Origin of the sequence: Pseudomonas sp. B21-053 (genome assembly GCF_026016365.1) — a bacterium.
GTDB classification, from domain to species: Bacteria; Pseudomonadota; Gammaproteobacteria; order Pseudomonadales; family Pseudomonadaceae; genus Aquipseudomonas; species Aquipseudomonas nunensis.
Window position 1 is genome coordinate 2,034,013 of record NZ_CP087205.1, and the last position, 24,105, is coordinate 2,058,117.

27 protein-coding genes and 1 tRNA gene are annotated in these 24,105 nt (G+C 57.5%); 21 read left to right on the top strand and 7 right to left on the bottom strand.

Annotated features, from left to right (window positions below; translation table 11 throughout):
• Nucleotides 1-79 precede the first annotated feature (79 nt).
• The 10 genes from LOY68_RS09360 to LOY68_RS09405 all read left to right on the top strand — a co-directional run bounded on the left by LOY68_RS09360 (nucleotide 80) and on the right by LOY68_RS09405 (nucleotide 9,258).
• Nucleotides 80-1,906, top strand: coding sequence for a long-chain-acyl-CoA synthetase (locus LOY68_RS09360; protein ID WP_265044258.1), 1,827 nt, complete (start codon nucleotides 80-82; stop codon nucleotides 1,904-1,906).
• Between the two features lie 96 nt (nucleotides 1,907-2,002).
• Nucleotides 2,003-2,521 carry an ankyrin repeat domain-containing protein gene (locus LOY68_RS09365; protein WP_265044259.1) on the top strand — a complete coding sequence of 173 codons (519 nt, stop codon included), beginning with the start codon at nucleotides 2,003-2,005 and terminating at the stop codon, nucleotides 2,519-2,521.
• Nucleotides 2,522-2,674: 153 nt separating this feature from the next.
• Entirely contained in the window at nucleotides 2,675-3,205 is a 531-nt protein-coding gene (locus LOY68_RS09370) for a hypothetical protein (protein WP_265044260.1), read from the top strand.
• 71 nt (nucleotides 3,206-3,276) lie between these two features.
• Nucleotides 3,277-3,468, top strand: a complete 192-nt coding sequence (locus LOY68_RS09375; protein ID WP_054048570.1) for a PLDc N-terminal domain-containing protein — start codon at nucleotides 3,277-3,279, stop codon at nucleotides 3,466-3,468.
• 274 nt (nucleotides 3,469-3,742) lie between these two features.
• Nucleotides 3,743-4,618, top strand: a complete 876-nt coding sequence (gene speE, locus LOY68_RS09380) for a polyamine aminopropyltransferase (protein ID WP_163909170.1) — start codon at nucleotides 3,743-3,745, stop codon at nucleotides 4,616-4,618.
• 223 nt (nucleotides 4,619-4,841) lie between these two features.
• Nucleotides 4,842-5,075, top strand: coding sequence for a hypothetical protein (locus tag LOY68_RS09385; RefSeq protein ID WP_162440601.1), 234 nt, complete (start codon nucleotides 4,842-4,844; stop codon nucleotides 5,073-5,075).
• A gap of 214 nt (nucleotides 5,076-5,289) precedes the next feature.
• Nucleotides 5,290-5,631, top strand: coding sequence for a ribonuclease E inhibitor RraB (locus LOY68_RS09390; RefSeq protein ID WP_054048564.1), 342 nt, complete (start codon nucleotides 5,290-5,292; stop codon nucleotides 5,629-5,631).
• Nucleotides 5,632-6,073: 442 nt separating this feature from the next.
• Entirely contained in the window at nucleotides 6,074-7,483 is a 1,410-nt protein-coding gene (locus LOY68_RS09395) for a circularly permuted type 2 ATP-grasp protein (RefSeq protein WP_054048561.1), read from the top strand.
• A 12-nt stretch (nucleotides 7,484-7,495) separates the two neighbouring features.
• Nucleotides 7,496-8,446, top strand: coding sequence for an alpha-E domain-containing protein (locus LOY68_RS09400; protein WP_133836635.1), 951 nt, complete (start codon nucleotides 7,496-7,498; stop codon nucleotides 8,444-8,446).
• Nucleotides 8,443-9,258: a transglutaminase family protein gene (locus LOY68_RS09405; protein WP_054048557.1), complete on the top strand. Its 816-nt coding sequence runs from the start codon at nucleotides 8,443-8,445 to the stop codon at nucleotides 9,256-9,258. Before LOY68_RS09400 ends, LOY68_RS09405 begins: the two co-directional genes overlap by 4 nt.
• 114 nt (nucleotides 9,259-9,372) lie before the next feature.
• Here the strand turns inward: LOY68_RS09405 and LOY68_RS09410 are convergent, their stop codons facing one another.
• Nucleotides 9,373-10,194 carry a c-type cytochrome gene (locus tag LOY68_RS09410; RefSeq protein WP_265044261.1) on the bottom strand — a complete coding sequence of 274 codons (822 nt, stop codon included), beginning with the start codon at nucleotides 10,192-10,194 and terminating at the stop codon, nucleotides 9,373-9,375.
• Between the two features lie 594 nt (nucleotides 10,195-10,788).
• On the opposite strand from LOY68_RS09410, the gene LOY68_RS09415 reads away from it, so the two are divergent.
• The 3 genes from LOY68_RS09415 to LOY68_RS09425 all read left to right on the top strand — a co-directional run bounded on the left by LOY68_RS09415 (nucleotide 10,789) and on the right by LOY68_RS09425 (nucleotide 14,987).
• Nucleotides 10,789-11,994 carry an acetyl-CoA C-acetyltransferase gene (locus tag LOY68_RS09415; protein ID WP_265044262.1) on the top strand — a complete coding sequence of 402 codons (1,206 nt, stop codon included), beginning with the start codon at nucleotides 10,789-10,791 and terminating at the stop codon, nucleotides 11,992-11,994.
• Between the two features lie 24 nt (nucleotides 11,995-12,018).
• Nucleotides 12,019-14,163 carry a 3-hydroxyacyl-CoA dehydrogenase NAD-binding domain-containing protein gene (locus LOY68_RS09420; protein ID WP_265044263.1) on the top strand — a complete coding sequence of 715 codons (2,145 nt, stop codon included), beginning with the start codon at nucleotides 12,019-12,021 and terminating at the stop codon, nucleotides 14,161-14,163.
• A gap of 95 nt (nucleotides 14,164-14,258) precedes the next feature.
• Entirely contained in the window at nucleotides 14,259-14,987 is a 729-nt protein-coding gene (locus LOY68_RS09425; protein WP_265044264.1) for an amidotransferase, read from the top strand.
• 111 nt (nucleotides 14,988-15,098) lie between these two features.
• Here LOY68_RS09425 and LOY68_RS09430 read toward each other — a convergent pair whose 3' ends face one another.
• From LOY68_RS09430 to LOY68_RS09440, 3 genes are all read right to left on the bottom strand, one after another.
• Nucleotides 15,099-16,070 carry a magnesium and cobalt transport protein CorA gene (locus LOY68_RS09430; RefSeq protein ID WP_054048547.1) on the bottom strand — a complete coding sequence of 324 codons (972 nt, stop codon included), beginning with the start codon at nucleotides 16,068-16,070 and terminating at the stop codon, nucleotides 15,099-15,101.
• Between the two features lie 277 nt (nucleotides 16,071-16,347).
• Nucleotides 16,348-17,070 (bottom strand): 1-acylglycerol-3-phosphate O-acyltransferase, encoded by a 723-nt coding sequence (locus LOY68_RS09435; RefSeq protein WP_265044265.1) that lies wholly within the window; start codon nucleotides 17,068-17,070, stop codon nucleotides 16,348-16,350.
• Nucleotides 17,071-17,284: 214 nt separating this feature from the next.
• Nucleotides 17,285-17,974 carry a crotonase/enoyl-CoA hydratase family protein gene (locus LOY68_RS09440; RefSeq protein ID WP_054053945.1) on the bottom strand — a complete coding sequence of 230 codons (690 nt, stop codon included), beginning with the start codon at nucleotides 17,972-17,974 and terminating at the stop codon, nucleotides 17,285-17,287.
• A 308-nt stretch (nucleotides 17,975-18,282) separates the two neighbouring features.
• Between LOY68_RS09440 and LOY68_RS09445 the strand changes: the two genes are divergently transcribed.
• The 3 genes from LOY68_RS09445 (at nucleotide 18,283) to LOY68_RS09455 (ending at nucleotide 19,395) form a co-directional block, all read left to right on the top strand.
• Nucleotides 18,283-18,372: transfer RNA gene (locus tag LOY68_RS09445), tRNA-Ser, on the top strand.
• A 312-nt stretch (nucleotides 18,373-18,684) separates the two neighbouring features.
• Complete coding sequence (locus LOY68_RS09450; RefSeq protein ID WP_265044266.1) at nucleotides 18,685-18,867, top strand: hypothetical protein; 183 nt, start codon at nucleotides 18,685-18,687, stop codon at nucleotides 18,865-18,867.
• A 207-nt stretch (nucleotides 18,868-19,074) separates the two neighbouring features.
• A complete protein-coding gene (locus LOY68_RS09455; protein ID WP_054054102.1) occupies nucleotides 19,075-19,395 on the top strand; it encodes a YbjQ family protein in 321 nt (106 codons plus the stop codon).
• Between the two features lie 41 nt (nucleotides 19,396-19,436).
• Here LOY68_RS09455 and LOY68_RS09460 read toward each other — a convergent pair whose 3' ends face one another.
• Complete coding sequence (locus tag LOY68_RS09460; RefSeq protein WP_265044267.1) at nucleotides 19,437-20,150, bottom strand: hypothetical protein; 714 nt, start codon at nucleotides 20,148-20,150, stop codon at nucleotides 19,437-19,439.
• Nucleotides 20,151-20,411: 261 nt separating this feature from the next.
• Here LOY68_RS09460 and LOY68_RS09465 point away from each other — a divergent pair, with 261 nt between their 5' ends.
• The 5 genes from LOY68_RS09465 to LOY68_RS09485 all read left to right on the top strand — a co-directional run bounded on the left by LOY68_RS09465 (nucleotide 20,412) and on the right by LOY68_RS09485 (nucleotide 22,474).
• Nucleotides 20,412-20,600, top strand: a complete 189-nt coding sequence (locus LOY68_RS09465) for a hypothetical protein (protein ID WP_054053951.1) — start codon at nucleotides 20,412-20,414, stop codon at nucleotides 20,598-20,600.
• A gap of 322 nt (nucleotides 20,601-20,922) precedes the next feature.
• Complete coding sequence (locus LOY68_RS09470) at nucleotides 20,923-21,294, top strand: hypothetical protein (RefSeq protein ID WP_054053953.1); 372 nt, start codon at nucleotides 20,923-20,925, stop codon at nucleotides 21,292-21,294.
• A gap of 166 nt (nucleotides 21,295-21,460) precedes the next feature.
• Nucleotides 21,461-21,883: a hypothetical protein gene (locus LOY68_RS09475; protein ID WP_054053956.1), complete on the top strand. Its 423-nt coding sequence runs from the start codon at nucleotides 21,461-21,463 to the stop codon at nucleotides 21,881-21,883.
• A 102-nt stretch (nucleotides 21,884-21,985) separates the two neighbouring features.
• Nucleotides 21,986-22,171, top strand: coding sequence for a hypothetical protein (locus LOY68_RS09480; RefSeq protein WP_054053957.1), 186 nt, complete (start codon nucleotides 21,986-21,988; stop codon nucleotides 22,169-22,171).
• A gap of 84 nt (nucleotides 22,172-22,255) precedes the next feature.
• Nucleotides 22,256-22,474 (top strand): hypothetical protein, encoded by a 219-nt coding sequence (locus LOY68_RS09485; protein ID WP_163909177.1) that lies wholly within the window; start codon nucleotides 22,256-22,258, stop codon nucleotides 22,472-22,474.
• A gap of 86 nt (nucleotides 22,475-22,560) precedes the next feature.
• Here the strand turns inward: LOY68_RS09485 and LOY68_RS09490 are convergent, their stop codons facing one another.
• Both LOY68_RS09490 and LOY68_RS09495 read right to left on the bottom strand, forming a co-directional pair.
• A complete protein-coding gene (locus LOY68_RS09490) occupies nucleotides 22,561-22,980 on the bottom strand; it encodes a DUF6896 domain-containing protein (protein WP_265044268.1) in 420 nt (139 codons plus the stop codon).
• Between the two features lie 598 nt (nucleotides 22,981-23,578).
• Nucleotides 23,579-23,950, bottom strand: coding sequence for a hypothetical protein (locus LOY68_RS09495; RefSeq protein ID WP_265044269.1), 372 nt, complete (start codon nucleotides 23,948-23,950; stop codon nucleotides 23,579-23,581).
• Between the last annotated feature and the right edge of the window lie 155 nt (nucleotides 23,951-24,105).

Genomic DNA, 24,105 nt, shown 5'->3' on the forward strand with positions numbered 1-24,105 from the left:
TGTACAGCTCCAGAACCGCTGACGTATTTTCGGGCTCAATCAACGCCGCCCGACAATAAGAAAATCAGCGGGAGCCACCATGAGCAACACAATTACCTGGGGCATGATGCTCCGCAAATTGCCGACCATCGCCAAAGCCATTCCCCGGGTGGTAAAGGGCATGAAGGTCGCCAACGTCAAGGACCCGACCCAACCGTGTGGCCTCGGCTGGAGCTTCGAGCAGGCGACTTTGCGCAATCCTGATGGCGTTGCGCTGCTGCAAGATGAGGTGCTGCTGACTTATACACAGGTCAATCAGTGGGCCAATCGCATCGCCCATCATTTGATCAGCCAAGGCATCGGCAAGGGCGATGTGGTGGCGGTGTTCATAGAGAATCGCCCGGAATTGCTGGTCACGATCCTCGCGGTGGCCAAGGTCGGTGCCATCAGCGCCTTGCTCAATACCTCGCAAACCCGCGACACCCTGGCCCACAGCCTGAACCTGGTGGCGCCGGTGGCGATTATCGTCGGCGAAGAGCTGGTGCCGGCGTTTTCGGCGGTTCGCGAGCGGGTATCCATCCCGGCGACGCACACCTGGTTCGTGGCTGATCGCGATACCTTCAGCTATCCGGGCATTTCGCCCGATCATTTCGTCAACCTGATGATGGCCTGCGCCGACGCCCCCGACGACAACCCGGCCAGCAGCCAGCAGGTGTTTTTCGACGACACCTGCTTCTATATCTACACCTCCGGCACCACCGGTTTGCCCAAGGCCGGCGTGTTCAAACACGGGCGCTGGATGCGCAGCGCTGCCAGTTTCGGCATGATCGCCCTGGACATGCAGCCGCAAGACGTCGTCTATTGCACCTTGCCGCTCTACCACGCCACCGGGCTTTGCGTGTGCTGGGGCTCGGCCATCAGCGGCGCCTCGGGATTCGCCATCCGCCGCAAATTCAGCGCCAGTCAGTTCTGGAACGACGTGCGCAAGTACCAGGCGACCACCCTCGGCTACGTCGGCGAACTGTGCCGCTATCTGGTCGATCAACCGGTCAGCGCCGACGACGACAAACACGGCGTGACCAAGATGATCGGCAACGGCTTGCGTCCCGGCGCCTGGCGCGAGTTCAAGACGCGCTTCGGGGTGAGCCACATTTGCGAGCTGTACGCGGCCAGCGACGGCAACATCGGGTTCACCAATATCCTCAACTTCGACAACACCATCGGTTTCTCCCTGATGTCCTGGGAACTGGTGGCGTATGACCACGACAGCGGCGCGCCGATTCGCAACGCCAAGGGTTTGATGAGCAAAGTCGCCAAGGGCGGACAGGGCTTGTTGCTGGCGAAAATCGACGACAAGGCGCCGCTGGACGGCTACACCGATCCGCAGAAAACCGAGAAAGTCGTGCTCCACGACGTGTTCGCCAAGGGCGACCGCTACTTCAATACCGGTGACCTGCTGCGCAATATCGGTTTCGGTCATGCGCAGTTTGTAGATCGCTTGGGCGACACCTACCGCTGGAAGGGCGAGAACGTCTCGACCACCGAGGTCGAAAATATCCTGTTGAAGCACCCGAATATCTGCGAGGCGGTGGCCTACGGTGTAGAAATCCGCAACACCAATGGCCGCGCCGGGATGGCAGCGATTACGCCTGCCGAGTCCCTGGCCACTCTGGATTTCAGCGAATTGCTGAGTTTTGCCCGCCAGCAAATGCCTGCCTACGCGGTGCCTTTATTCCTGCGGGTGAAGGTGAAAATGGAGACTACCGGGACTTTCAAATACCAGAAGACCCGACTCAAGGACGAAGCTTTCGACCCCGGCAAGACCGGCGATGACCCGATCTACGCCTGGCTGCCGGGCTCCCAGACCTACGTGCAAGTCACCGGGCAAGTGCTGGCGGATATTCACGCAGGCAAGTACCGCTATTGAATCTGGCTATGGCGGGTCATGAGAAAAAAGGAGTGACAGGCGCCGGAGCGCTCGGGAAACTGTCGGCTTTCCGATTGACCGAATAGAGAGTCCCTCATGTCAGACCAAAGCCGCCAGATGACGCCCGAAGAAGCTGCCGAATTTGCCGAGCAGGTGTTCAATAAAGCGCGCGAAGGCGATGCCGCCATGATGGCTGCGCTGCTGAGCAAAGGCCTGCCGCCGAACCTGCGCAACCACAAGGGCGACACCTTGCTGATGCTCGCCGCGTACCACGGCCACGTGGAAACCGTGAAAGTGCTGCTGGAACACAAGGCCGACCCGGAAATCCGCAATGACAACGGCCAGAGCCCGATTGCCGGCGCCGCGTTCAAGGGCGACCTGTCGGTGGTCAAGGCGCTGGTCGACGGCGGGGCGCAAGTGGAAGGTTCGTCGTTTGATGGCCGCACGGCGCTGATGATGGCGGCGATGTTCAACCGCGTCGAAATCGTCGACTACCTGATCAGCAAAGGCGCCGACCCGAAAGCCAAGGACGCCAATGGCGTGACCGCGCTGGATGCGGCGAAGACCATGGGCGCGGTGGATACCACTGCGCAGCTTGAGAAACTGCTGTCGTAACCTCTGTAGGAGCGAGGCTTGCCCGCGAAGAACGATAACTCGGTTTAACAGGATGACCGCGTTATCGTTCTTCGCGGGCAAGCCTCGCTCCTACAATGTAATTGGGGGTATCCTTCGCGCCCTAAAATTTCCCTCGCTACAGGATCCATCCCCATGAAAGCCGCACTCGTTGAACTCATCAGTAAAATCAGCTCCGGGTGCATGGGCGATGACGAAATCCTGAAGATCGCTGACGAAGCGGCCCAGGCCTACGCCGATCCGCAAGCTTTTCTGACAGCTAACCCGGACATCAACTATGACGACACCTTCCCGATGCCGTTGGGTGAATGGGTCGTGGTGGGCAGCCTGCCGGAAACCGTGCTGTTCCAGGCCGACACCTACGTGGACCTGTTCGCGCAAATCGTCGCTTCGTTCGGCCCGGGCGTCGACTTCAACATCAAGCCCAAGCAACTGGCGAAGACCGAAGCCCTGACCGCGCTCAACCGCATCCAGGTGCAGATGGGCAGCATGAACAAGGACAACGGCGGTTACACGCTGATGAACTTCAGCCAGTTGCTCGACGATGAACTGCAAGTGGTGCTGGTCTACGGTAACGACGTACCGCGTGTGCTCGAACTGTGCGCACAGGTCGGCATCGCCGCCGCGCCTTCCCTGGAAGCCCTGAAAGTGGCGATCCACGTTTAATGGAATAAAACGGAACCCTTGCAAGGGCCGACTATCCTAAGACTGCATGCCACTATCTTGGGAGCGACACCATGGGTTCCACGTTCAACGGTCTGGTTGGCCTGATCATTCTTGCCCTGGACATCTGGGCCATCATCAACGTGCTGAAAAGTGGCGCCGAAACCGGGATGAAAATCATCTGGGTGCTGCTGATCCTGCTGCTGCCGGTACTGGGCCTGATCATCTGGGCCATCGCCGGGCCACGGGGTAATGTGCGCATCTGACAGGTGAATCCTGTTTACCTGTAGGAACACAGGACCTGTGGGAGCGGGCTTGCTCGCGAAGGCGGAATGTCAGTCGACATCAACATTGACTGACACACCGCCTTCGCGAGCAAGCCCGCTCCCACATGGGATTGCGTCCGCGTCAGCAAGTGACGTTCGACCTGTCATGTTCCGCAACGTAGAATGCGCGCCTTTCCCGGGCAATCGAGCCTTTCGATTGGCCATCATGGGCGGGTAACCGTCCGTTGCCGCCGCATTCATCGGAGCACTTCCCATGAGCACCATCAAGACCAGCGAATACCTGGAAACCCTGTACGAAGGCTACGGCCAGCGTTTTCGCATGGAAAAACTGCTGCACGAAGTGCGCACCGAGCACCAGCACCTGGTGATCTTCGAAAACCCGCGCATGGGCCGGGTCATGGCGCTGGACGGTGTGATCCAGACCACCGAAGCCGACGAATTCATCTACCACGAAATGCTCACCCACGTGCCGATCCTCGCCCATGGCTCCGCCAAGCGCGTGCTGATCATCGGCGGTGGCGACGGCGGCATGTTGCGTGAAGTGGCCAAGCACGGCAGCGTCGAACACATCACCATGGTCGAGATCGACGGCACCGTGGTCGACATGTGCAAAGAGTTCCTGCCAAACCACTCCAAGGGCGCGTACGACGACCCGCGGCTGAACCTGGTGATCGACGACGGCATGCGTTTCGTCGCCACCACCACCGAAAAATTCGACGTGATCATTTCCGACTCCACCGACCCGATCGGTCCGGGTGAAGTGCTGTTCTCGGAAAACTTCTACCAGGCTTGCCACCGCTGCCTGAACGAAGGCGGTATCCTGGTGACCCAGAACGGCACGCCGTTCATGCAACTGGGCGAAGTGCAGACCACGGCCGGCCGCCTGCGCAGCCTGTTCCCGGACTGGCACTTCTACCAGGCCGCCGTGCCGACCTACATCGGCGGCGCGATGACCTTCGCCTGGGGCGCGACCAACACCGCGTATCGCAAATTGTCCCGCGAAACCTTGCAACAGCGCTTCGCCGGCAGCGGCATCATCACCCGCTACTACAATCCGGAAATCCATATCGGCGCCTTCGCCATGCCGCAATACGTGCTGAACGCGATCAACAAGCCAAGTAACGATTAAAAAGTTATCCACAGTCCCAATGTGGGAGCGGGCTTGCTCGCGAAGAGGTCGTGTCAGTCAATATTAATGTCGACTGACACGACGCCTTCGCGAGCAAGCCCGCTCCCACAATGGGTTGTGGTGTTTTTTAGAGGGTGTACCAGGTAATTCGTTGGAACGATCAGTCAGGCCAAAAGTCCAGATAGTTGTAAGCCCATTTGCGGGTTTGATCGAGGAGGCACTGATGCAAAAGTGGAAAATCACTTTCGTGGATGATCACGGCGAAACTGTCGATGAAGTCTTTGAGTGCGACGAGTGCCCGGATAACGAGCACGCGGCCAAACTCATCAAGGCCCGGCTCCTGCCCGTTGCTGCCGAACTGGATCTGAACGATCTGGAAGGGCGAACCGACGACGCCAGCGTAAAAAGTCTCAAGACCCAGAACAGCATTCAAATCCTCGGCATTACTCCTGTCTGAACCTCACCTGTCTCATTCACATCCAGACCTTGGCAGCGGCTCCGACTTGGGGCTACTCTGCAAGCGAGATCAGCGAACGGATCGCTAAGGTCTGGTCTTGTCAGCTACATGCTTAAACCCCGACGGCAACCTGGTTGCCGTATCGTCTCCACCAATCGGTTGCGGGCGTCGGGAGTACGGAAAGTCTATCCATATGGTTTTAGGAGGACGATTCATGAGCACAGCCTATCAAGAAGACATCAGTACCAGCGTACTGCGCCGCATGAAGGAAGGCGGGTTCGACTTTTCAAGATTCCATCCCATCGAGTTCTACGCGATTTTCCCGGACGAGGAGCGGGCACGCAGGGCGGCAGGTCATTTTTGTGGTGAATCCTTGAATGCCCAGATCAGCGTGCGCGACGACGGCGCGTGGCATCTGGAACTGAGCAAAGTGATGTACGCCACCTACGATGGCATCGGCGACTTTGAGCAGGACTTCGAGGCCGTGGTTGAGCCTCTGGGCGGGATCATCGAAGGATGGGGCGTCAAGCAAGAGGTACGAGGACTACTCGCATAACACTATGAACAGCAACAACATCCAGCAACGGCTGACCTTCGGGTTGGCCGTTTTTGTTTGTGCGATTTGACACAGTTCAATGTAGGAGCTGTCGAGTGCAACGAGGTTGCGATCTTTTTATCTTCGCTTTTGATTCACAACATTTCAAAAACCCAAAAAAAAGCCGCCTGAACAGGCGGCCAAAGGGAAGTTCGAGAGGTTTTGAAACGAATGCGCCGATTATCCGCACCAACTCCCGGGCAGTGAAATCAACTCTGACTATGCTGGTGATAGGCGACAACATTGCTTCGCAATGAAGCGGGGGCGATCAGGTTGGGGCGTTTGCCGCACAGGATTGGTGCGGTGCTTTTGGGGCGATTATCCAACTGATTGAAATCAAAGCGTTTATGCCGATGGCACGGGCCTTGCGAAGCCTAGATGTCCGGGTGACAAGGAGTACGGCATGATCCGCACCTATTTTGATGAGATGTACGATGCCGGCGGCCTGGTCCGCCCGCATTATCGGGAGTTTGCCCGTTGGCTGGCCGAGACGCCTGACGAGCTTCTGGCACAACGGCGACGCGAGGCCGATCTGTTGTTTCATCGTGCCGGCATAACCTTCACGCTCTACGGTGATGAGCAGGGGACAGAGCGCCTGATTCCCTTCGACACCATTCCTCGTAGTATCCCCGCCAGCGAATGGCGGATCGTCGAGCGCGGCTGCATCCAGCGGGTCAAGGCGTTGAACATGTTCCTCGCCGACCTCTATCACGAGCAGCGCATCATCAAGGCCGGCATCATCCCGGCCGAGCAAGTGCTGGCCAACGAGCAATACCAGTTGGCAATGCAAGGCCTGGATTTGCACCGGGATATCTATTCCCACATTTCCGGCGTCGATCTGGTACGCGATGGCGACGGCACGTACTACGTGCTCGAAGACAACCTGCGTACACCGAGCGGCGTGAGCTACATGCTCGAAGACCGCAAGATGATGATGCGCCTGTTCCCCGAGTTGTTCGCGGCGCAGCGCATTGCCCCCATCGACCACTACCCGAACCTGTTGCTCGACACCCTGAAAAGCTCCAGCCCGATCGATAATCCGAGCGTGGTGGTGCTGACCCCTGGGCGCTTCAACAGCGCGTTCTTCGAACACGCCTTTCTGGCGCGGGAAATGGGTGTGGAACTGGTGGAAGGCGCGGACCTGTTCGTGCGCGACGACAAGGTGTTCATGCGCACCACGGACGGACCGAAAGCCGTCGACGTGATCTATCGTCGCCTCGACGATGCGTTCCTCGACCCGCTGGCGTTCAACCCTGATTCGATGCTCGGCGTGCCAGGGCTGCTGTCGTCCTATCGCTCCGGCAACGTGGTGCTGGCGAATGCCATCGGCACCGGGGTCGCGGATGACAAGTCGGTGTATCCATTCGTGACCGACATGATCCGTTTCTACCTGGATGAGGAACCGATCCTGAAGAACGTGCCGACGTTCCAATGCCGCAATCCTTCAGAACTGTCCCACGTCCTGGCCAATCTTCCCGACCTGGTGGTCAAGGAAACCCAAGGCTCCGGCGGTTACGGAATGCTGGTGGGGCCGGCGGCAACGGCGGCGGAAATCGAGTCGTTCCGCGCACGGATCAAAGCCAAGCCCCACGCGTACATCGCGCAACCGACGTTGTCCCTGTCGACCTGTCCGACCTTTGTCGAAAACGGCATCGCGCCACGCCACATCGACCTGCGTCCGTTTGTATTGTCTGGCCGCGAAACCCGGGTCGTACCCGGCGGTTTGACCCGTGTTGCCCTGCGTGAAGGCTCCCTGGTGGTGAATTCCTCCCAGGGCGGCGGAACCAAGGACACCTGGGTGGTCGAGGATTGAAGGAAGCTTGCCATGTTAAGTAGAACTGCCTCGGATTTGTATTGGATGTCGCGTTACCTGGAGCGGGCGGAAAACCTCGCACGGATGCTCGACATCAGTTATTCGCTGTCGCTGATGCCGCAGGACGGCCGCGGTGACGGTCTGCACGAACTCGCCATGCCGCTGCTGATCACCGGCACGCTGGACGATTATCTGGAGCGCCACGGCGAGTTGCATGCCGAACGGCTGCTGCATTTCTTCGCCCTGGATGCGGCCAACCCGGCGAGCATCTACAGCTGCCTCGGTTCGGCGCGGGCCAGTGCCCATGCGGTGCGTGGGCGAATCACCGCCGACATGTGGGAAAACATCAACGCTACCTGGCTGGAAATTCGCGGGATCGCGGAGCAGGGCTTGAGTCGCTACGGCATGAGCCGTTTCTGCGAGTGGATCAAGGAACGTTCGCACCTGTTTCGCGGCGCGTCCTACGGCACGATCATGCGTAACGATGCGTTTCGTTTTATTCGTCTGGGCACGTTTATCGAACGGGCCGACAACACCTTGCGCCTGCTCGACGCGCGTTACGAAATGGCCGGTGATCAGGCCGAAGCGGTCAGCGACGGCACGGCACACGCCTATTACCAGTGGAGCGCGTTGTTGCGGGCGTTGTCCTCGTTCGAGGCCTACACCGAGATCTACCGCGATGCACCGGGCGCCCGGCATGTCGCCGAATTGCTGTTGCTGCGCGCCGACGTCCCGCGTTCCTTGCGCGCCTGCACCGAAGAAATCGACCAGATCCTCGCCCAGTTACCGGGGGCCAACGGCCGTCCCGCGCAACGCCTGGCGGCGGAAATGGACGCGCGGCTGCGCTACACCGGCATCTCCGAAATTCTCGACGAAGGCCTGCACGCCTGGTTGACCGAGTTCATCCCGCTGGTGCGCCAGTTGGGCAACGCCATTCACAGTTCCTACCTGGAGGCTGCATGAGACTTTCCATTAGCCACGAGACCACCTATCACTACGAAGATCAGGTGCGGGCGAGCATCCAGTACCTGCGGCTGACACCCCACGACAGCGAGCGCCAGCACGTACTCAGCTGGCAACTCGACCTGCCGCGCCCGGTGCGCGCGCAACTCGATCCGTTCGGCAACATCCTGCACGTGCTGACCATGGACGAGCCTCACGAGGCGATCATCATTGGCGCTCGCGGCCAGGTCGATATCGATGAACTGCGCGAAGCTGAACACGAGAGCCAATCGGCGCTGCCGTTCCTGCGTTTCACTCGATTGACCGAAGCCGACGAAGCCTTGCGCGCGTTCGCGGAAAAGGAATGCAAAAAGCGTCGGGATCGCACCGCGCTGATCGACTTGATGCAGGGCCTGAACCAGCACATGACCTACACGCCGGGCTCCACCGAAGTGGATACCAGTGCTGCCCAAGCCTTCGCCGGGCGTTCCGGTGTCTGCCAGGACCACACCCATGCGTTCCTCGCCTGTGCCCGCAGCCTGGGGATTCCGGCGCGTTATGTGTCGGGGTATTTGTACAGCGAAAACAGCGAACACCTGGCCAGTCACGCCTGGGCCGAAGCCTGGCTGGATGACGCGTGGTACAGCTTCGACGTGACTAACCAATTGGCCCGACCGGAGCGCCATCTGAAACTGGCGGTGGGCCTGGATTACCTGGATGCCTGCCCGGTGCGCGGGATGCGCCGGGGCGGTGGCTGCGAGCAGATGCATGCGAAGGTGTTCGTGTCGCCGACGCCGGTTTTCGCGCCGGTGATCTCCGTCCAGCAGCAGTAATCGGGGGTACCGCTTCGCGAGCAAGCTTCGCTCCTACAGGGGATCTGTGATCCGCACAAATCCCCTGTAGGAGCGAGGCTTGCCCGCGAAGAGGCCAGCCCGGCCAGCGCAAAGCTAAGGCTTAACCTTACGCCCCGCCATATGCTTCAAATACCCCACCAACAAATCCAGATCCCCCGCCGGCAATACCTGCTCGGAAAACGCCGGCATCTTCGCCTGCGGCCACTGCCTCAAACTCTGCGGATCACGAATGTAACGCTTGAGGAAATCCGCGCCGAAGTACTCGGTGGGGTTGAACGGGATATTCAAGTCCGGCCCGAACTGCGCATCGCCCGCGCCGTTGAGTCGATGGCAGGCCAGGCAATTCTTCTGGAACAAGGCAAAGCCCTGATTCACCGGATCGTCCGCCTTCAACGCGGGATCAGGCAGCAGGGCAGGAAAGCGTTGGGCCACTGGTGCCATGCGCTTGATGCTGGCGACTTCGAACGGCCATTGCTCCGGGCTGATATTGCCCGCCTGCGGATTGGTCCAGACCAGATAAAACGGCCCGGCACTGTGCTTGCCTTCGGAGAGTGGCGGCCACGGCTTGGCCGGGTCTTCAATCGCCAGCCAGGCCTGCGCGCCTTTCGTATTGAGTAACGGCGCCGCCGCCAGTTCAGCGGCAAAACCGTCCAGGGCCACGGCTTGCAGATGGTCGTCAGGCTTGATTCCGCTCAACAAAGCGGCCAACGGCAAGGCGCGATAACTCATGTCGCGCTTGTAGGAGACGTCGTTGCTGATGCTGATGGTCTGGGCCTGAGGATGCTTGAGCAACTCCTCGGTCTGCCAGGTGCGACTGCTCGCGCCCAGCTCCAGGTTCAGCTGTGCGGCATACAGGGGCGAGCCGACCAGCATGGCCCCCAATAGAAAAAGTGCTTTCAAGTGATCGCCGTCCATGTCGTGGAAGTGCCGTGAAGGTTGGCACAGCCACGCTGGCCCGGGTAGCGAGCCAGTCACATTTTTATGAGGCGATAGTAAATCCTGACGCTGTTTTTTTACCAGCGACTAGCCGATCACCTTGGTCAGGTTCGGCAAAATCAACAACAGCGTAGTGGCGAATAGGATGAGTCCGGCTTGACGTACTTTCGAATGTTTGAACATGGCTGACCGCCTTTTTTGTTATTTCCTGATGCCTGCCTGCATATCTCCATGACGGCAAAGCGCTGCACTTCCTGTAGGACGAGTGCCTCGGCAAAACCCGACGACAACTTCGTACATCTTCACCTTAGAGCCCGCGTCACACTTGGTTTAGATCCATTTAGTATGGTCCTGACGTTAAAAGCTCTTAAAAAGGCATGAGGCCTATTGCCAGCTTCTTGGGCGCCCGTTTGCTAGACAGCTTCGTCACCTGAATCGGTTAATCCGATAGCTGACTACCGTCCGTCTGAGCGTGACCGTCAACGTCCGTGAGCATTGCGGTCATTGAATCCGGCGCTGCTCGGCTTAAGGTGAGAACTCAGCATTTATTCCCCGCACAGGTTCGAGGACCACATGACCGAAGCTCTGATTTTCGACGCGCTGCGCACGCCACGCGGCAAAGGCAAGGCCGATGGCGCGCTGCACAGCGTCAAACCGGTGAACCTGGTGGCCGGGTTGCTGACGGCGTTGCAACAACGCACGTCCCTGGACACCAGCCAGGTCGATGATGTGGTGCTCGGTTGCGTCACGCCCATCGGCGATCAAGGCTCCGACATCGCCAAGACGGCGGCGCAGGTCGCGGATTGGGATGTCAGCGTGGCCGGCCTGCAGATCAACCGCTTCTGCGCCTCGGGGCTGGAGGCGGTAAACCTTGGCGCGATGAAAGTCCGTTCCGGTTTCGAAGACCTCGTCGTTGTGGGCGGCGTCGAGTCCATGTCTCGCGTACCCATGGGCAGCGACGGTGGCGCCTGGGCACTGGACCCGGAAACCAACCTGCACAGCCACTTCACCCCACAAGGCGTGGGCGCTGACCTGATCGCCACGATTGAAGGCTTCAGCCGCCAGGACGTCGATGCCTACGCGCTGCATTCCCAGCAAAAGGCTGCGCGGGCTCGGGCGGACGGTTCGTTCAACAAATCCCTGGTGCCGGTGCAGGACCAGAACGGCATCATCCTGCTCGATCACGATGAATTCATTCGCGCCGAATCGACCCTGGAAGGCTTGGGCAAGCTCAAGCCGAGTTTCGAAATGATGGGGCAAATGGGTTTCGACGCCACAGCGCTGCGGGTCTACAGCCACATCGAGCGGATCAATCACGTACACACGCCGGGCAACAGTTCCGGGATCGTCGATGGCGCGGCGCTGATGCTGATCGGCTCCGAAGCCAAGGGCCGGGCGCTGGGCTTGCAGCCGCGGGCGCGCATCGTGGCGACGGCGGTCACCAGCACCGACCCGACCATCATGCTCACCGGCCCCGCACCGGCTACCCGCAAGGCTTTGGCCAAGGCCGGGTTGCGGGTTGAAGACATCGATCTGTTCGAGGTCAACGAAGCGTTCGCCTCGGTGGTGTTGAAATTCATCAAGGACATGGCGATCGACCCGGACAAGGTCAACGTTAACGGCGGCTCGATTGCCATGGGGCACCCGCTGGGCGCCACCGGTTGCGCGATCCTCGGCACCTTGCTCGATGAACTGGAAAACCGGCGCCTGCGCTATGGCCTCGCGACCCTGTGTGTCGGCGGCGGCATGGGCATTGCCACCATCATCGAACGCCTCTGAGCCCCGATTTCAAGGAACTGTGACATGACTGAAGCCATTCGTTACGAAAAGGGCCAGGACCAGATCGTCGTCCTGACCATCGACATGCCGGGCCAGAGCGCCAACACCATGAACGCGGTGTACCGCGAGGCCATGGCCGCCCGCGTCGCCCAATTGGTTACCGAAAAAGACAGCATCGCCGGGGTCATCATCACCTCGGCGAAGAAAACCTTCTTCGCCGGCGGTGACCTCAATGAACTGATCAAAGTCGGCAAGCCTGAAGCCAAAGCCTTCTACGGCATGGTGCTGACGCTGAAGGCGCAACTGCGCACCCTGGAAACCCTCGGCAAACCGGTTGTCGCCGCGATCAACGGCGCGGCATTGGGCGGCGGGTGGGAAATCTGCCTGGCCTGCCATCACCGCGTGGCGCTGGATAATTCGTCGGTGCAACTCGGCCTGCCGGAAGTGACCCTCGGCCTGTTGCCGGGCGGCGGTGGAGTGGTGCGCATGGTGCGCATGTTGGGGATTGAGAAAGCCTTGCCATACTTGCTCGAAGGCAAGAAGGTCCGGCCGCAACAGGCGTTGCAGGCTGGTTTGATCGATGAACTGGCAGCGGATCACGATGAACTGTTGGCCAAGTCGCGGGCGTGGATTCTCTCCAATCCTGCGGCTGTGCAGCGTTGGGACGTGAAGGGTTATCAGATCCCGGGCGGCACGCCATCGAACCCGAAAGTCGCGCAGATGTTGGCTATCGCGCCATCGATCCTGCGCACAAAAACCCAGGGCACGCTGCCGGCGCCAGAGAAAATCCTCTGCGCGGCGGTGGAAGGCGCCCAGGTGGATTTCGACACGGCGCACCTGATCGAGACCCGATACTTCACTGAATTGACCACCGGCCAGGTCTCGAAAAACCTGATCGGTACGTTCTGGTTCCAGCTCAACGAAATCAATGCTGGCGGTTCGCGACCGCAGGGTTTTGCGCCTTACGTCACGAAAAAAGTCGGTGTGTTGGGAGCGGGGATGATGGGCGCCGGGATCGCTTTCGTCAGCGCCTCGGCGGGCATCGATGTCGTGCTCAAGGACATCAATATAGCTGCGGCTGAGAAGGGCAAGGCGCATTCGGCGGCGCTGCTGGACAAGAAAGTCTCCCGTGGGCAATTGAGCGTCGAGCAGCGCGATGCCGTGCTGGCGCGGATTCACACCACCGAAAACGATGCGGACCTGGCCGGTTGCGACCTGATCATTGAAGCGGTATTCGAAGATCGCGATCTGAAAGCCAAAGTCTCATCGGCGGCACAGAAAGTCGTCGGCGCGGACGCGGTGATCGCTTCCAACACTTCGACTCTGCCGATCAGCGGCCTGGCGACTGCCGTGCCGGACCAGAGCAAGTTCATTGGCCTGCACTTCTTCAGTCCAGTGGAGAAAATGCCGTTGGTGGAAATCATCAAGGGCGCGAACACCAGCGACGAAACCCTGGCCCGTGGTTTCGATTTCGTCCTGCAAATCAAGAAAACCCCGATCGTGGTCAACGACAGTCGCGGCTTCTTTACCTCGCGCGTGTTCGGCACCTTCACCAATGAAGGCATCGCCATGCTCGGCGAAGGCGTGAGCGCGCCGATGATCGAGACCGAAGCGCGCAAGGCTGGCATGCCCATCGGGCCTCTGGCGATCTCCGACGAAGTTTCCCTCAGCCTGATGAGCCATATCCGTCAACAAACGGCCAAAGACCTACTGGCGGAGGGGAAACCGCTGATAGAACACCCGGCGTTCGCCGTGATTGACTTGCTGCTCAACGAATACAAGCGTCCGGGCAAGGCTGCTGGCGGTGGTTTTTACGATTACCCGGCCGGAGGGCAGAAACATCTATGGCCAGAGCTGAAAACCCGTTTCGAAAAGGCTGACGGGCAGATTTCGCCGAAGGACGTGCGTGATCGCCTGTTGTTCGTGCAAGCCATCGAAACCGTACGCTGCGTGGAGGAGGGCGTGCTGACCTCGACAGCGGACGCCAACGTCGGCTCGATCTTCGGCATCGGCTTCGCGGCCTGGACCGGTGGCGCGTTGCAATTCATCAACCAATATGGCGTGAAAGACTTTGTCGCCCGCGCCCAGTACCTGGCCGAGCAGTATGGCGAGCGCTTCACTCCGCCCGCGCTGCTGTTGGAAAAAGCCGCAAAAGGGCAGGCGTTCTAAGGGACCGATGACGCATTTCGGGGCTTGCCTTGCCACCGTGTTTCAAGGCAGGCTCTGGGGTGTGCATTATTCCCATCACGTGTCAGGTATTTTTTATGTCGTTACGCATCTGCATTCTGGAAACCGACATCCTGCGTCCGGAACTGGTCGATCAATATCAGGGTTACGGGCAGATGTTCCAGCGTCTGTTTTCGCAGCAACCCATCGCTGCCGAGTTCACCGTCTACAACGTGATGCAGGGCGAATATCCCAGCGATGAGCTGACGTTCGACGCGTACCTGATCACGGGCAGCAAGGCCGATTCCTTCGGCACCGACCCATGGATCGAAACCCTCAGAGCCTACCTGCTGAACCGCTACGAACGCGGCGATAAGCTGCTGGGCGTGTGCTTCGGTCATCAACTGCTGGCGCTGCTGCTGGGCGGCAAGAGCGAGCGGGCGACCCAGGGCTGGGGCGTGGGCATCCACAACTACAAACTCGCCGCCAAGGCGCCGTGGATGAGCCCGGTGCGGGAAGAGCTTACGTTGTTGATCAGTCACCAGGACCAAGTGACCGCACTGCCGGAAAACGCCACAGTGATCGCCTCGAGCGATTTCTGCCCGTTCGCCGCGTACCACATCAATGATCAGGTGCTGTGCTTCCAGGGGCACCCGGAATTCATTCACGACTACTCACGGGCGCTGCTGGACATTCGTCAGGAAGCGTTGGGCGAACAGGTTTATTCCAAAGGCGTGGCGAGCCTTGAGCATGAGCATCACGGCGCTACGGTTGCGGAGTGGATGATGCGGTTTGTGGCGCATAAGCCTGAGGTTGGCGCGGTTTAAAGCTAAAAGCTTCGCGAGCAGGCTCGCTCCCACAGTGGATCTCCGTTGTTGCAGAGATCGGTGTGGGAGCGAGCCTGCTCGCGAATTTTACAGACGACTCGGTCTCGCCTACTACAACCACCCAGACCGCTTGAAACTCGCCCACAATCCCACACATCCCACCGCTATAAACCCCAGCACCGCGAAATACCCGTAATGCCAACTCAACTCCGGCATGTTCTGGAAATTCATCCCGTAAATCCCGGCCACCGCCGTCGGGAACGCCAGAATCGCCGCCCACGCAGCAAACTTGCGCTGCACCACGCTCTGGCGTGACGCCTCCAGCAACACCCCGACCTCGATGGTCTGGCTGGCAATGTCCGCCAGGGTCGTCAGGTCTTCCATCTGCCGCGTCACGTGGATCTGCACATCACGGAAGTACGGGCGCATGTTTTTGTCGATAAACGGGAAGCTCAACTTCTGCAGTTCTTCGCCGATTTCCACCATCGGCGCGGCATAGCGACGCAAGCGCAGCACGTCTCGGCGCAGGCTGTGGAGGTTCTGAATGTCGCGTTCATTCAACGCGCTGCACAGCACGTTGCGTTCCAGCTCATCGATCTCGGCGTGGATCGCTTCGCCCACTGGCTGGTAGTTTTCGATCACGAAATCGAGGATGGCATAGAGTACGAAATCTTCCCCGTGCTCCAATAACAACGGACGCGCCTCACAGCGTTGGCGGACATGGGCGTAGGACGCCGAGTGACCGTTGCGCGCGGTGATGATGTAGCCCTTGCCGGCAAAAATGTGAGTCTCGATAAACTCCAGTTTGCCTTCGTGGCGGATTGGCGAGTATGTGACGATAAACAACGCATCGCCGAAAGTTTCCAGCTTCGGTCGGCTGTGTTTTTCCAGGGCGTCTTCGATGGCCAGTTCGTGCAGGTTGAACTGGCGTTGCAGGTTGGTCAGCTCCTGGGCGTTGGGCTCTTCGAGGCCGATCCACACAAAGTGGCCGGTCTTGGCCGCCCAGGCTGCGCCTTCATCGAGGGTGATATTGGTGATTTTTTTACCGGCGCTGTAAACCGCAGCAGCAACAACTCTACCCATGATGGTGGTTCGCTTCTTATGAATAATGGCAGTGGCAGGCAGTGTCCAGCTTAGCCTCCCGCTTGTAGAGATTCAGTGAAATCTGCGGAGTTCACCGACAGGGCGCAATTGTGTCAGCCCCTGTAGCAGCTGCCGAGCCTGCGAGGCTGCGTTCGGCTGCGAAGCAGTCGTAAAATCAGCCAGCGCGGTGTTACAGGAAGACCGAATGCTCAGGTTTGACGACTGCTTCGCAGCCGAACGCAGCCTCGCAGGCTCGGCAGCTGCTACAGGGTTTGATTCAGGCGGCTTGCAGTTGCCGATCCATCGAAGCGATGCACTCGCGCATCTGCTCACGGCACTGGGCGATCAGTAGCGGCATGTCGTCCATGCTCAACCCGGCGGTAGGAATTGCCGGCAGCGAACGAATCAGAATTTTCCCACTGTGCCAGCGGTTCAATCGCATGTGTTTGACGTAACTGCTGACACACACCGGGACGATCGGCACACCGGCAGCGATGGCCATCTGGAACGCGCCTTTCTTGAACGGCAGCAGGTCTTCGCCGAGGTTGCGCGTGCCTTCCGGGAACACCCAGATCGACGTGTCTTCATGCTGCAAGGTGTGGGTGGTGGTGAGCATCGACTGGCGCGCCTTGTGCGCGTTGCCCCGATCGATCAACACATTGCCGGCCAGCCAGAACAACTGGCCGAACAGCGGCACCCACTTCAGGCTCTTCTTGCCGATGCACACGGTGCGGCGGGGCACCACGTTGCCGAACACAAACAGATCGTAGTTGGACTGATGGTTGGCGATGATCACGCAGCTCTCGGGTTTGTCCATCAACGGACCGACCTCGGTCTTCACCCGCAAACGCAAAATACACATCGCCGGCCAGGCATAGAGGCGGGCGCACAGACGGCTGTTGTCCGGGTTGAATGGCCGGCACAGACCCAGTATCACCCCCAGCACACCGGCCAGAATAAAGTGCAGGCCCATCAATAACATACGAAACACAAAGAGCATTTACAGGCCCCACCGGGACAAAAGGTGGCGCAGTGTACGGATGTGCACTGTTTTCGGCAATTGCCGCTATAGAGGTGGGAGATAGACGATGTTTAAGCGCATGTTTCCGACTTGTAGGTCAGACGCGGCCTAGAGCGGTTGCAGGATTTTCAACAGGGCACTTACGAAAAAGCCCGACACGACGGTCGGGCTTTTGCTGCAGCAGGCGTGGGCTTTAACCCAAGTGTTCCTGATCCTGGATGATCGCGTTGTCCAGTGTCTCCAGCAGCGCCTTGCGCACCTTCAGTTTGGTGGCCTTGTGCGCGGTCATGTTGATCTTCTTCAACTGACGCGCGGCTGCCAGCGCTGCACCTTGCAGCTCCTCGGCCGACACCACCACATCCAGGAAGCCGGCCGCGATTGCGCTTTGCGGGTTGAACATCTCACCATTGATCACCGAACGGTGCAACGCCGAGTTGCTCAGGCGATCACGGGCCAGCTCGATCCCTGCGTGGTGCATGGTCATGCCGATCTGCACTTCGTTCAGACCAATGCTGAACGGGCCATCGACACCAATGCGGTAATCCGCCGACAACAACAGGAACGCACCCTTGGCCACGGCATGCCCAGGGCACGCAACGATCACCGGGAACGGGTGCGACAACAGACGGCGAGCCAGGGTCGAACCCGCTGTCACCAACGCAACTGCTTCCTTGGGACCGGCCGTCATCACCTTCAAATCATAACCACCGGACAGAATCCCCGGCTGGCCGGTAATGATCACCACCGCACGATCAGTCACCGCCTGATCCAGCGCAGCATTAAACGCCGCAATCACATCCGGCGAAATGGCGTTGACCTTGCCATTGCTCAACGTCAGGGTCGCGATACCGTCTTCGAGGTGGTAGGAAATCAACTCACTCATGACGCTATTCCTTGTATGAAAGTTGGGGCAGACGTTACCCACCGCCGCAGGCCAGGTAAAGCGCCGTGACTGACCCGCCGGTCATGCTTTACCCGTCCGGCAAGCGTAGCCGGCCGCACCAGCCGTGCATTCCCCTCTATATAGAAGAGGGGACGAAGCCGGAGATTGGCCGGTTTGCCATGGCCCCGAACCCGCCGCAGCGCCTGAATCGCTAAGCGCATGAAAATTCTGAAAAAAATATTTGCCATCGGAAAAGCTTTCGACTACATTAGCGCGCCTCGACAGACAGAACATGTTTGAAGAGATACGGTGAAGTGTCCGAGTGGCTTAAGGAGCACGCCTGGAAAGTGTGTATACAAGAAATTGTATCGAGAGTTCGAATCTCTCCTTCACCGCCAAATTCGATGTAACCAGAACCCCTGATTTCGAGAGAAATCAGGGGTTTTGTGGTTTCTGGCGTCTGGGTTTTGGGTAGGGCGCTTAAAGACGCTTCTGAAACTGGTGTAGGAAAAACGTAGGTGGCGTAGGACGTGGTATTCGAAAGCCCAGTGCTGCGGGGCCTTGATGAGGTTGGCACCTTAAATTAGCTGTCTGTGGGTGGGGCTGTTCGTTTTGCGCCGTTGGGGTACAGAATGAATGAAACGGCATCGCACACGGATTGCCCCTCTACCCGGACGAATGGAAACACGCGCGCTATGCAGGAACTCACCATGGATCAGGCAGAGCAGGAAAAGATCCATGTGGAAATCGTCAAGCTGATGGCGGAGCAGCGCAACCTGAATGCTGAGGCGGGGAAGATGACCCGTGAGACTTTTTGGTATCCGGTGGCGGTTGCGACTGGACTCATAGGGTCGGTGGCGACGGTTACGGCGGTTTTGATCAAGTTTCTCTAATCCTCAACCTTGGTCCTTCCGGTACCAGCCTCTACGGCGCTTCGCGCTTCCTCAATAGTCTGGAAACCACCAGCCCGTCGAGGAGTGTATGAAGGTTTAGTATCGAAGGCTGGGGCGTCTCTTCAATCCCCAAGCCCAGCCACGTACTGTTTTTTTATTTACCAGTTACCTGACGCTAACGTGCGCCAGGACAAACACGGAACCCCCATGATCACCACCACAACCCACACCATCGAAGGCCGGCAAATCACAGCCTACCTGGACATCGTCAGCGCCGAGTCGGTGCAGGGCGTTAACGTGATTCGCGACATGTTTGCAGGGATGCGGGATTTTTTTGGTGGGCGTTCGCAGACGCTCGAGCGAGCGCTGAAGGAGGCGCGCATTCAGGCGACGGACGAGATCAAGGAGCGGGCGAGGGCGTTGCAGGCGGATGCGGTGGTGGGGCTTGATTTCGAGATCAGCATGCCGGCCGGCAAGGGCGGGATGGTGGTGGTGTTTGTGACCGGGACGGCGGTCAAATTGAGATGAGGCGGCCCGTGGCGGTCAGCGCACGGGCGTCGTCAGGTTGATCAGGCGGTGAGCGTAGCGCGTTCGCCCTTGGTGAAGACCTGCATGAAAAAATAGTTGCTCATTTTGGTGTTGCCCGACTTTTGATACGTAAACAATTGGCCAAGGTCGATGGTTTTTTCGAAGTTGTCCTTGTTCAGAATAAAACCGCCGGTGCCCAGGTATTCCCGATCTTCCTTCACATACTCGAACGAGCTGCTCGCATATTCGTTGGCGGCGTCTTTCAAGGCGTCGGATTGATTCATGTACTCGGTAAGACGAGCGAGGTCTTCGGCGCTGACCGAGCCGGTAGGGGAAGTGGCCTTGAGTTGCCCTTGCGGATCGACGGTAAAGCCGAAGTCTTTTTCCTCAAGTGTCGGGTCGATGTTTTTCAAATCGTCCAGAAACTGCATGTACGAAGTCTTGAGGTATTCATGGGCTGCCATCAAGCGGTCATGAGCGGCGGGAAAGTCTTTGGTGGGCTCGGTGCGGCCAACGTAGACGTCGATGGCGACCATGGGCGTTCCCGGGTCGGACGGCTGGGAGGGCGACGGATTGCTCGGGTGATAGATGACGCCCGGGGTCAGCTGCGTGCCCGTCGGGTTTTTCATGTCGATCGCGCCGGAGTCGATCATGTCCTTTATTTTTTCGCCACCTGCTTTACCCGCCGCGATCTGCTCGGGGGTGAGCGTGATAGGCGTGGTGTTGATCAGTGACGGCATTCCCTTGATTTCCATGTTCTCTCCCTGAGTTTTTTGCGTAGGAATAAGGGCAACGGCTTGTCGCTGGAAATCTTGAGGGCGGAACGGACGTACGACATGTTTCTGTTTGTTACGTGAACGATTTGTAGGACGCGGGCATCGGCCATTCGTCGGGCACAGGGTGATCTGAATCACAAGTCCAGTAATGACCGGCTAGTCTCAAAAGCCTTGGTGGTCGATATTTTTCAGGCAAAACAGGCTTGCCGGTATCGGCCCATTTTTGAAAGGGGCGAAGAGATGGCTGATCCGTATATCGAAGACGACGGGGCTGAGTTTCCAATCAACAATTGCGTGCAGTGCGGCCAGACTGAGTATGTGGCTGGCTTTGGCGAAGATCAGGTCAAGACTGGCAAGATCAAATCGATGGCGCCTCGAGGGCCGAAGTCAAAATTTCTGCCCAAGGTTGCAGCACCTTCCAGGAAATAATCGTCAGCAAAAACGACCCCGCCATTGAGCGGGGTTTTTCATTTGTGGCGTGTGAGGGACTTAAGAATTTCCTACGGGCAGTTGGTGGTTTTCTTTCACAAACTTTTCACAAGGACCTACGTAGTCTCAGCTCATCCGTTAGAAAGCAGTACTCCAGCCCGTCTCCCCAGCGGGCTTTTTTTTGCCTGTCATAAAACCTTTTCCATAAACGCTGTCCAACCGTCGCCTATAGCGAGGTTGAGCCGGTTTGTGTCTGGACTTTGCCGTCACTAAAGCATTCAATCTCCGCCTTTTCGTTTCCCCCTTTTTTGAGGTTTTCGTCATGCGTTTAACACTGCCTGCTCTGGTTCTGGGCCTTTTGGTTACTCAAGGTGCGATGGCTGCCGGTCAAGGCACTGCTGCGCTCGGTGGCGGTCTGGGTGGCGCGCTGGGTAATGTCGTCGGCCAGAACATGGGCGGCAGCACCGGCGCAGCGATCGGTGCTGGCGTAGCGGGCGCGGCAGGCAGTGCGATTGCCGCTCCGAAGGGCAGTCGTACCAAAGCGGCTATCGGCGGCGGTGTCGGCGCGGCGGGCGGTTCGGTGATTGGCCACAGCCTGGGCGGCAAGACCGGTGCAACCATCGGCGCCGGCCTGGGCGGTGCTGCTGGCGGCGCGGTAGGTACCAACCTGTCGAAAGGCCACAAGCGCCACTGATCCTGAAGGTCAGCTCAAGAAGCCCGGCGTAATGCCGGGCTTTTTCGTTTCTGAACGTTTTTTTTCAGCGCGCCTCCAATCTTTTACAACCCTCTCGACTAGCAGAGTACTGTGGGAGCAGGTTGAGACACTTGCGCTCCTCCAATACGGAATTGAGGTTCATATCATGCGTTTGACATTGTCCACGTTGGTTCTTGGTCTTTTGGTCGCTCAGGGCGCCATGGCGGCCGGCGATGGTACCGCAGCGGTTGGCGGTGGTCTTGGCGGTGCGCTGGGTAATGTGGTCGGCCAGCAAATGGGCGGCAGCACCGGCGCAGCGATCGGCGCGGGTGTGGGCGGCGCCGCAGGCAGCGCAGTCGGCGCGCGCAAAGGCAGCCGCACAGAAGCGGCCGTCGGCGGCGGTATCGGGGCGGCGGGCGGCTCGGTGGTCGGCCATAGTCTGGGTGGCTCCACCGGTTCGACCATTGGCGCAGGCCTGGGTGGTGCCGCGGGTGGCGCTGTCGGCAACAACCTGGGTAGCGACAGCGGCAGCTCCCATTCTGGTGGCGGCCACAAACACAAGAACAAACACAGAAACAAACATCGCTAGTTTGACTGTCTAGCGACAGCACTTCTGTGAGTAGGGGCTCTGCAATGCTTGGTTGTAGGACGCCCCGAACTTCATCAACTCGCTGAAACTGTGAGGCGCGCCATGACCCTTGAAACCGAAGACAAAGATAAGCAAGAGGACTCCAGCGGCGTGCCTTATTTGAACGATCCTGGAAATGAAGATCCAGGTTCGTTAATGGACGATGCAACCGTCCCGCTCAACGACTCTGATGATGCAGGGGATGTGGGCAACACCGAGTATGAAGAGGAAGACTCGGACGAAGACTGACCGATCGTCCCTCGGATCGAACGCCTGCATAGCTCCACCCTCGAAATATCAGGGTCTGCCCTTCAGGTCCTTCGAGAGGTGCTTATGAACGCTGATCCGAAAGTCGCTGACGTTGACGAAACCCCTGAATATCCGCTGCCTTCACCTACTGATTCCCTGAGCCGTGATCAGCGTCCGCCTGATGATGAGGATGACGCGGGTGTGGAGCAGGTTCCGGAGGGTGATGTGAAGCGAGGGGATGTGGAGGCGAGTCCCGATGATCCGGATATTGCCGGGGAGGATGGGTCGGGGGAGCCGAGTTGAGATCCTTGCAGTTATTTAAACTGGCTTTTTGAGTATTGAGGCCCGTACATTTGTCGGGCCTTATCCGCATAAAAATGGATTGTTCGTTACCAGAGAGTCTTGTTCTTAAAATATAGTCGCGACATGGAGTTTTTTATCCTCTCAACCTTTCCTGCGGTTATATATTCATCCAGATCCCGTTTTACATCATCTAGCTCTGTGTATTTTGGATGTTTTTTTGGGACTTCATTTGCATATATGTAGAGCCTCCATGGATCAAATCCATCGATTCTTCCATCTGGTCCATAATCGAAATCGATACACGTATCCGGCAAATAAACGCGACAACCCACGCCATGTAATTCATAGGTGACATCATCTTTCACAATCCCTCGCTGGGCGATTTGCTTCGTTCCCCATAGCCTTAAAATGCACCTTTTTCCGAATTTCTCCTCCAGCAGGGCTGTAGCCTTTTCAACCTGGGCTAAGAAATCATCGATCAAATATTCCAGTTCTTCATTTTTCATCGTATTGGCCTTTTGTCAGCTTAAATAAAACGGTCGTCTTTATTTAGGAGGTTGCGGGGCGGATGGGGCGAGTCGAGTAGGCGAGTTTTGATATTTAAATAGTTGGAAGCCCATTAGTCTTGTTAGGGGGGATAAATTTTCGTGTTTGATAGGGTTGATTACATTGGTGTGTTGGTGAGATAGGCAGAAGGGTCGTAAAGACGTGGGGGCTTGGTCGAGAACTCTATTAAGGAGCGCTCTGATTTTGCGCATATATTATATGTGATGCCACACTTTGTTATTGAGACTTTTAGTAATTCATTGGTCGGTATATTTTTGTAATTAGATAGCTTGTTTCGCTGCAGCTAAGCTCAATGCGACACGCATTAAATACCTTGTTTATCCATTTTCTTGACGGCTTATCTGATATTTCTTTTTATGTCAAATCCGATACCTATGGGCGGTTGATTGTTGTCGATATGGATTGTGAACAGTTTTATATCATCAATCTCTATGGGAACGCGGAATGCTATATTGAAGAAGGTACTGCCATTAAGTTTGTTCCAGTGCTTCATGTTTTATCTCTTAGCGGACTAGGGCTTTTCGTGGTTTTGAGTTTTTAATTTCTGGATGTATCAAGATTTTTGGTCTTAGTGGTTGGTTTTGTAGAGGGTAATTGGTCCTGTTTGATTTTTTTCTGCGCTGCAATTATTTTACTTAGGAGAGTTTTTATTGATTCAGTCTGTGAAAAAAACAGTGGTGTATTCCAGTCGTAAGCCTTGATGACTCTGATTTCAAAAGAGCCGTTTATATCGAAGGAAGCATACCAGCCGACATCAAGCAAATAGGTGTCCAGATATTCCACTTGAAATAGGTTCTCTTTTAGAGATTCAATCTGTCTGGAGTTTTTGAAGTTTTTCAAAAAGGAAAAATCATCATAAGTGATTTTTCCCTTGATAAAAGTCAGGTCTATGATTTTGTCAATTTCCATAATTGGTTTTTTGAAACGGGATGTAATTTTATGGTTTTTCAAAAATTAATTAGTGTTCGATGAATTTATTTGCTAGTAACTGTCCCGCACCGTTTTATTTTCTTCGTGCGACAAAAATGCTAAAAATGCATCGTGTACAAAATTTCCTTCCAGTG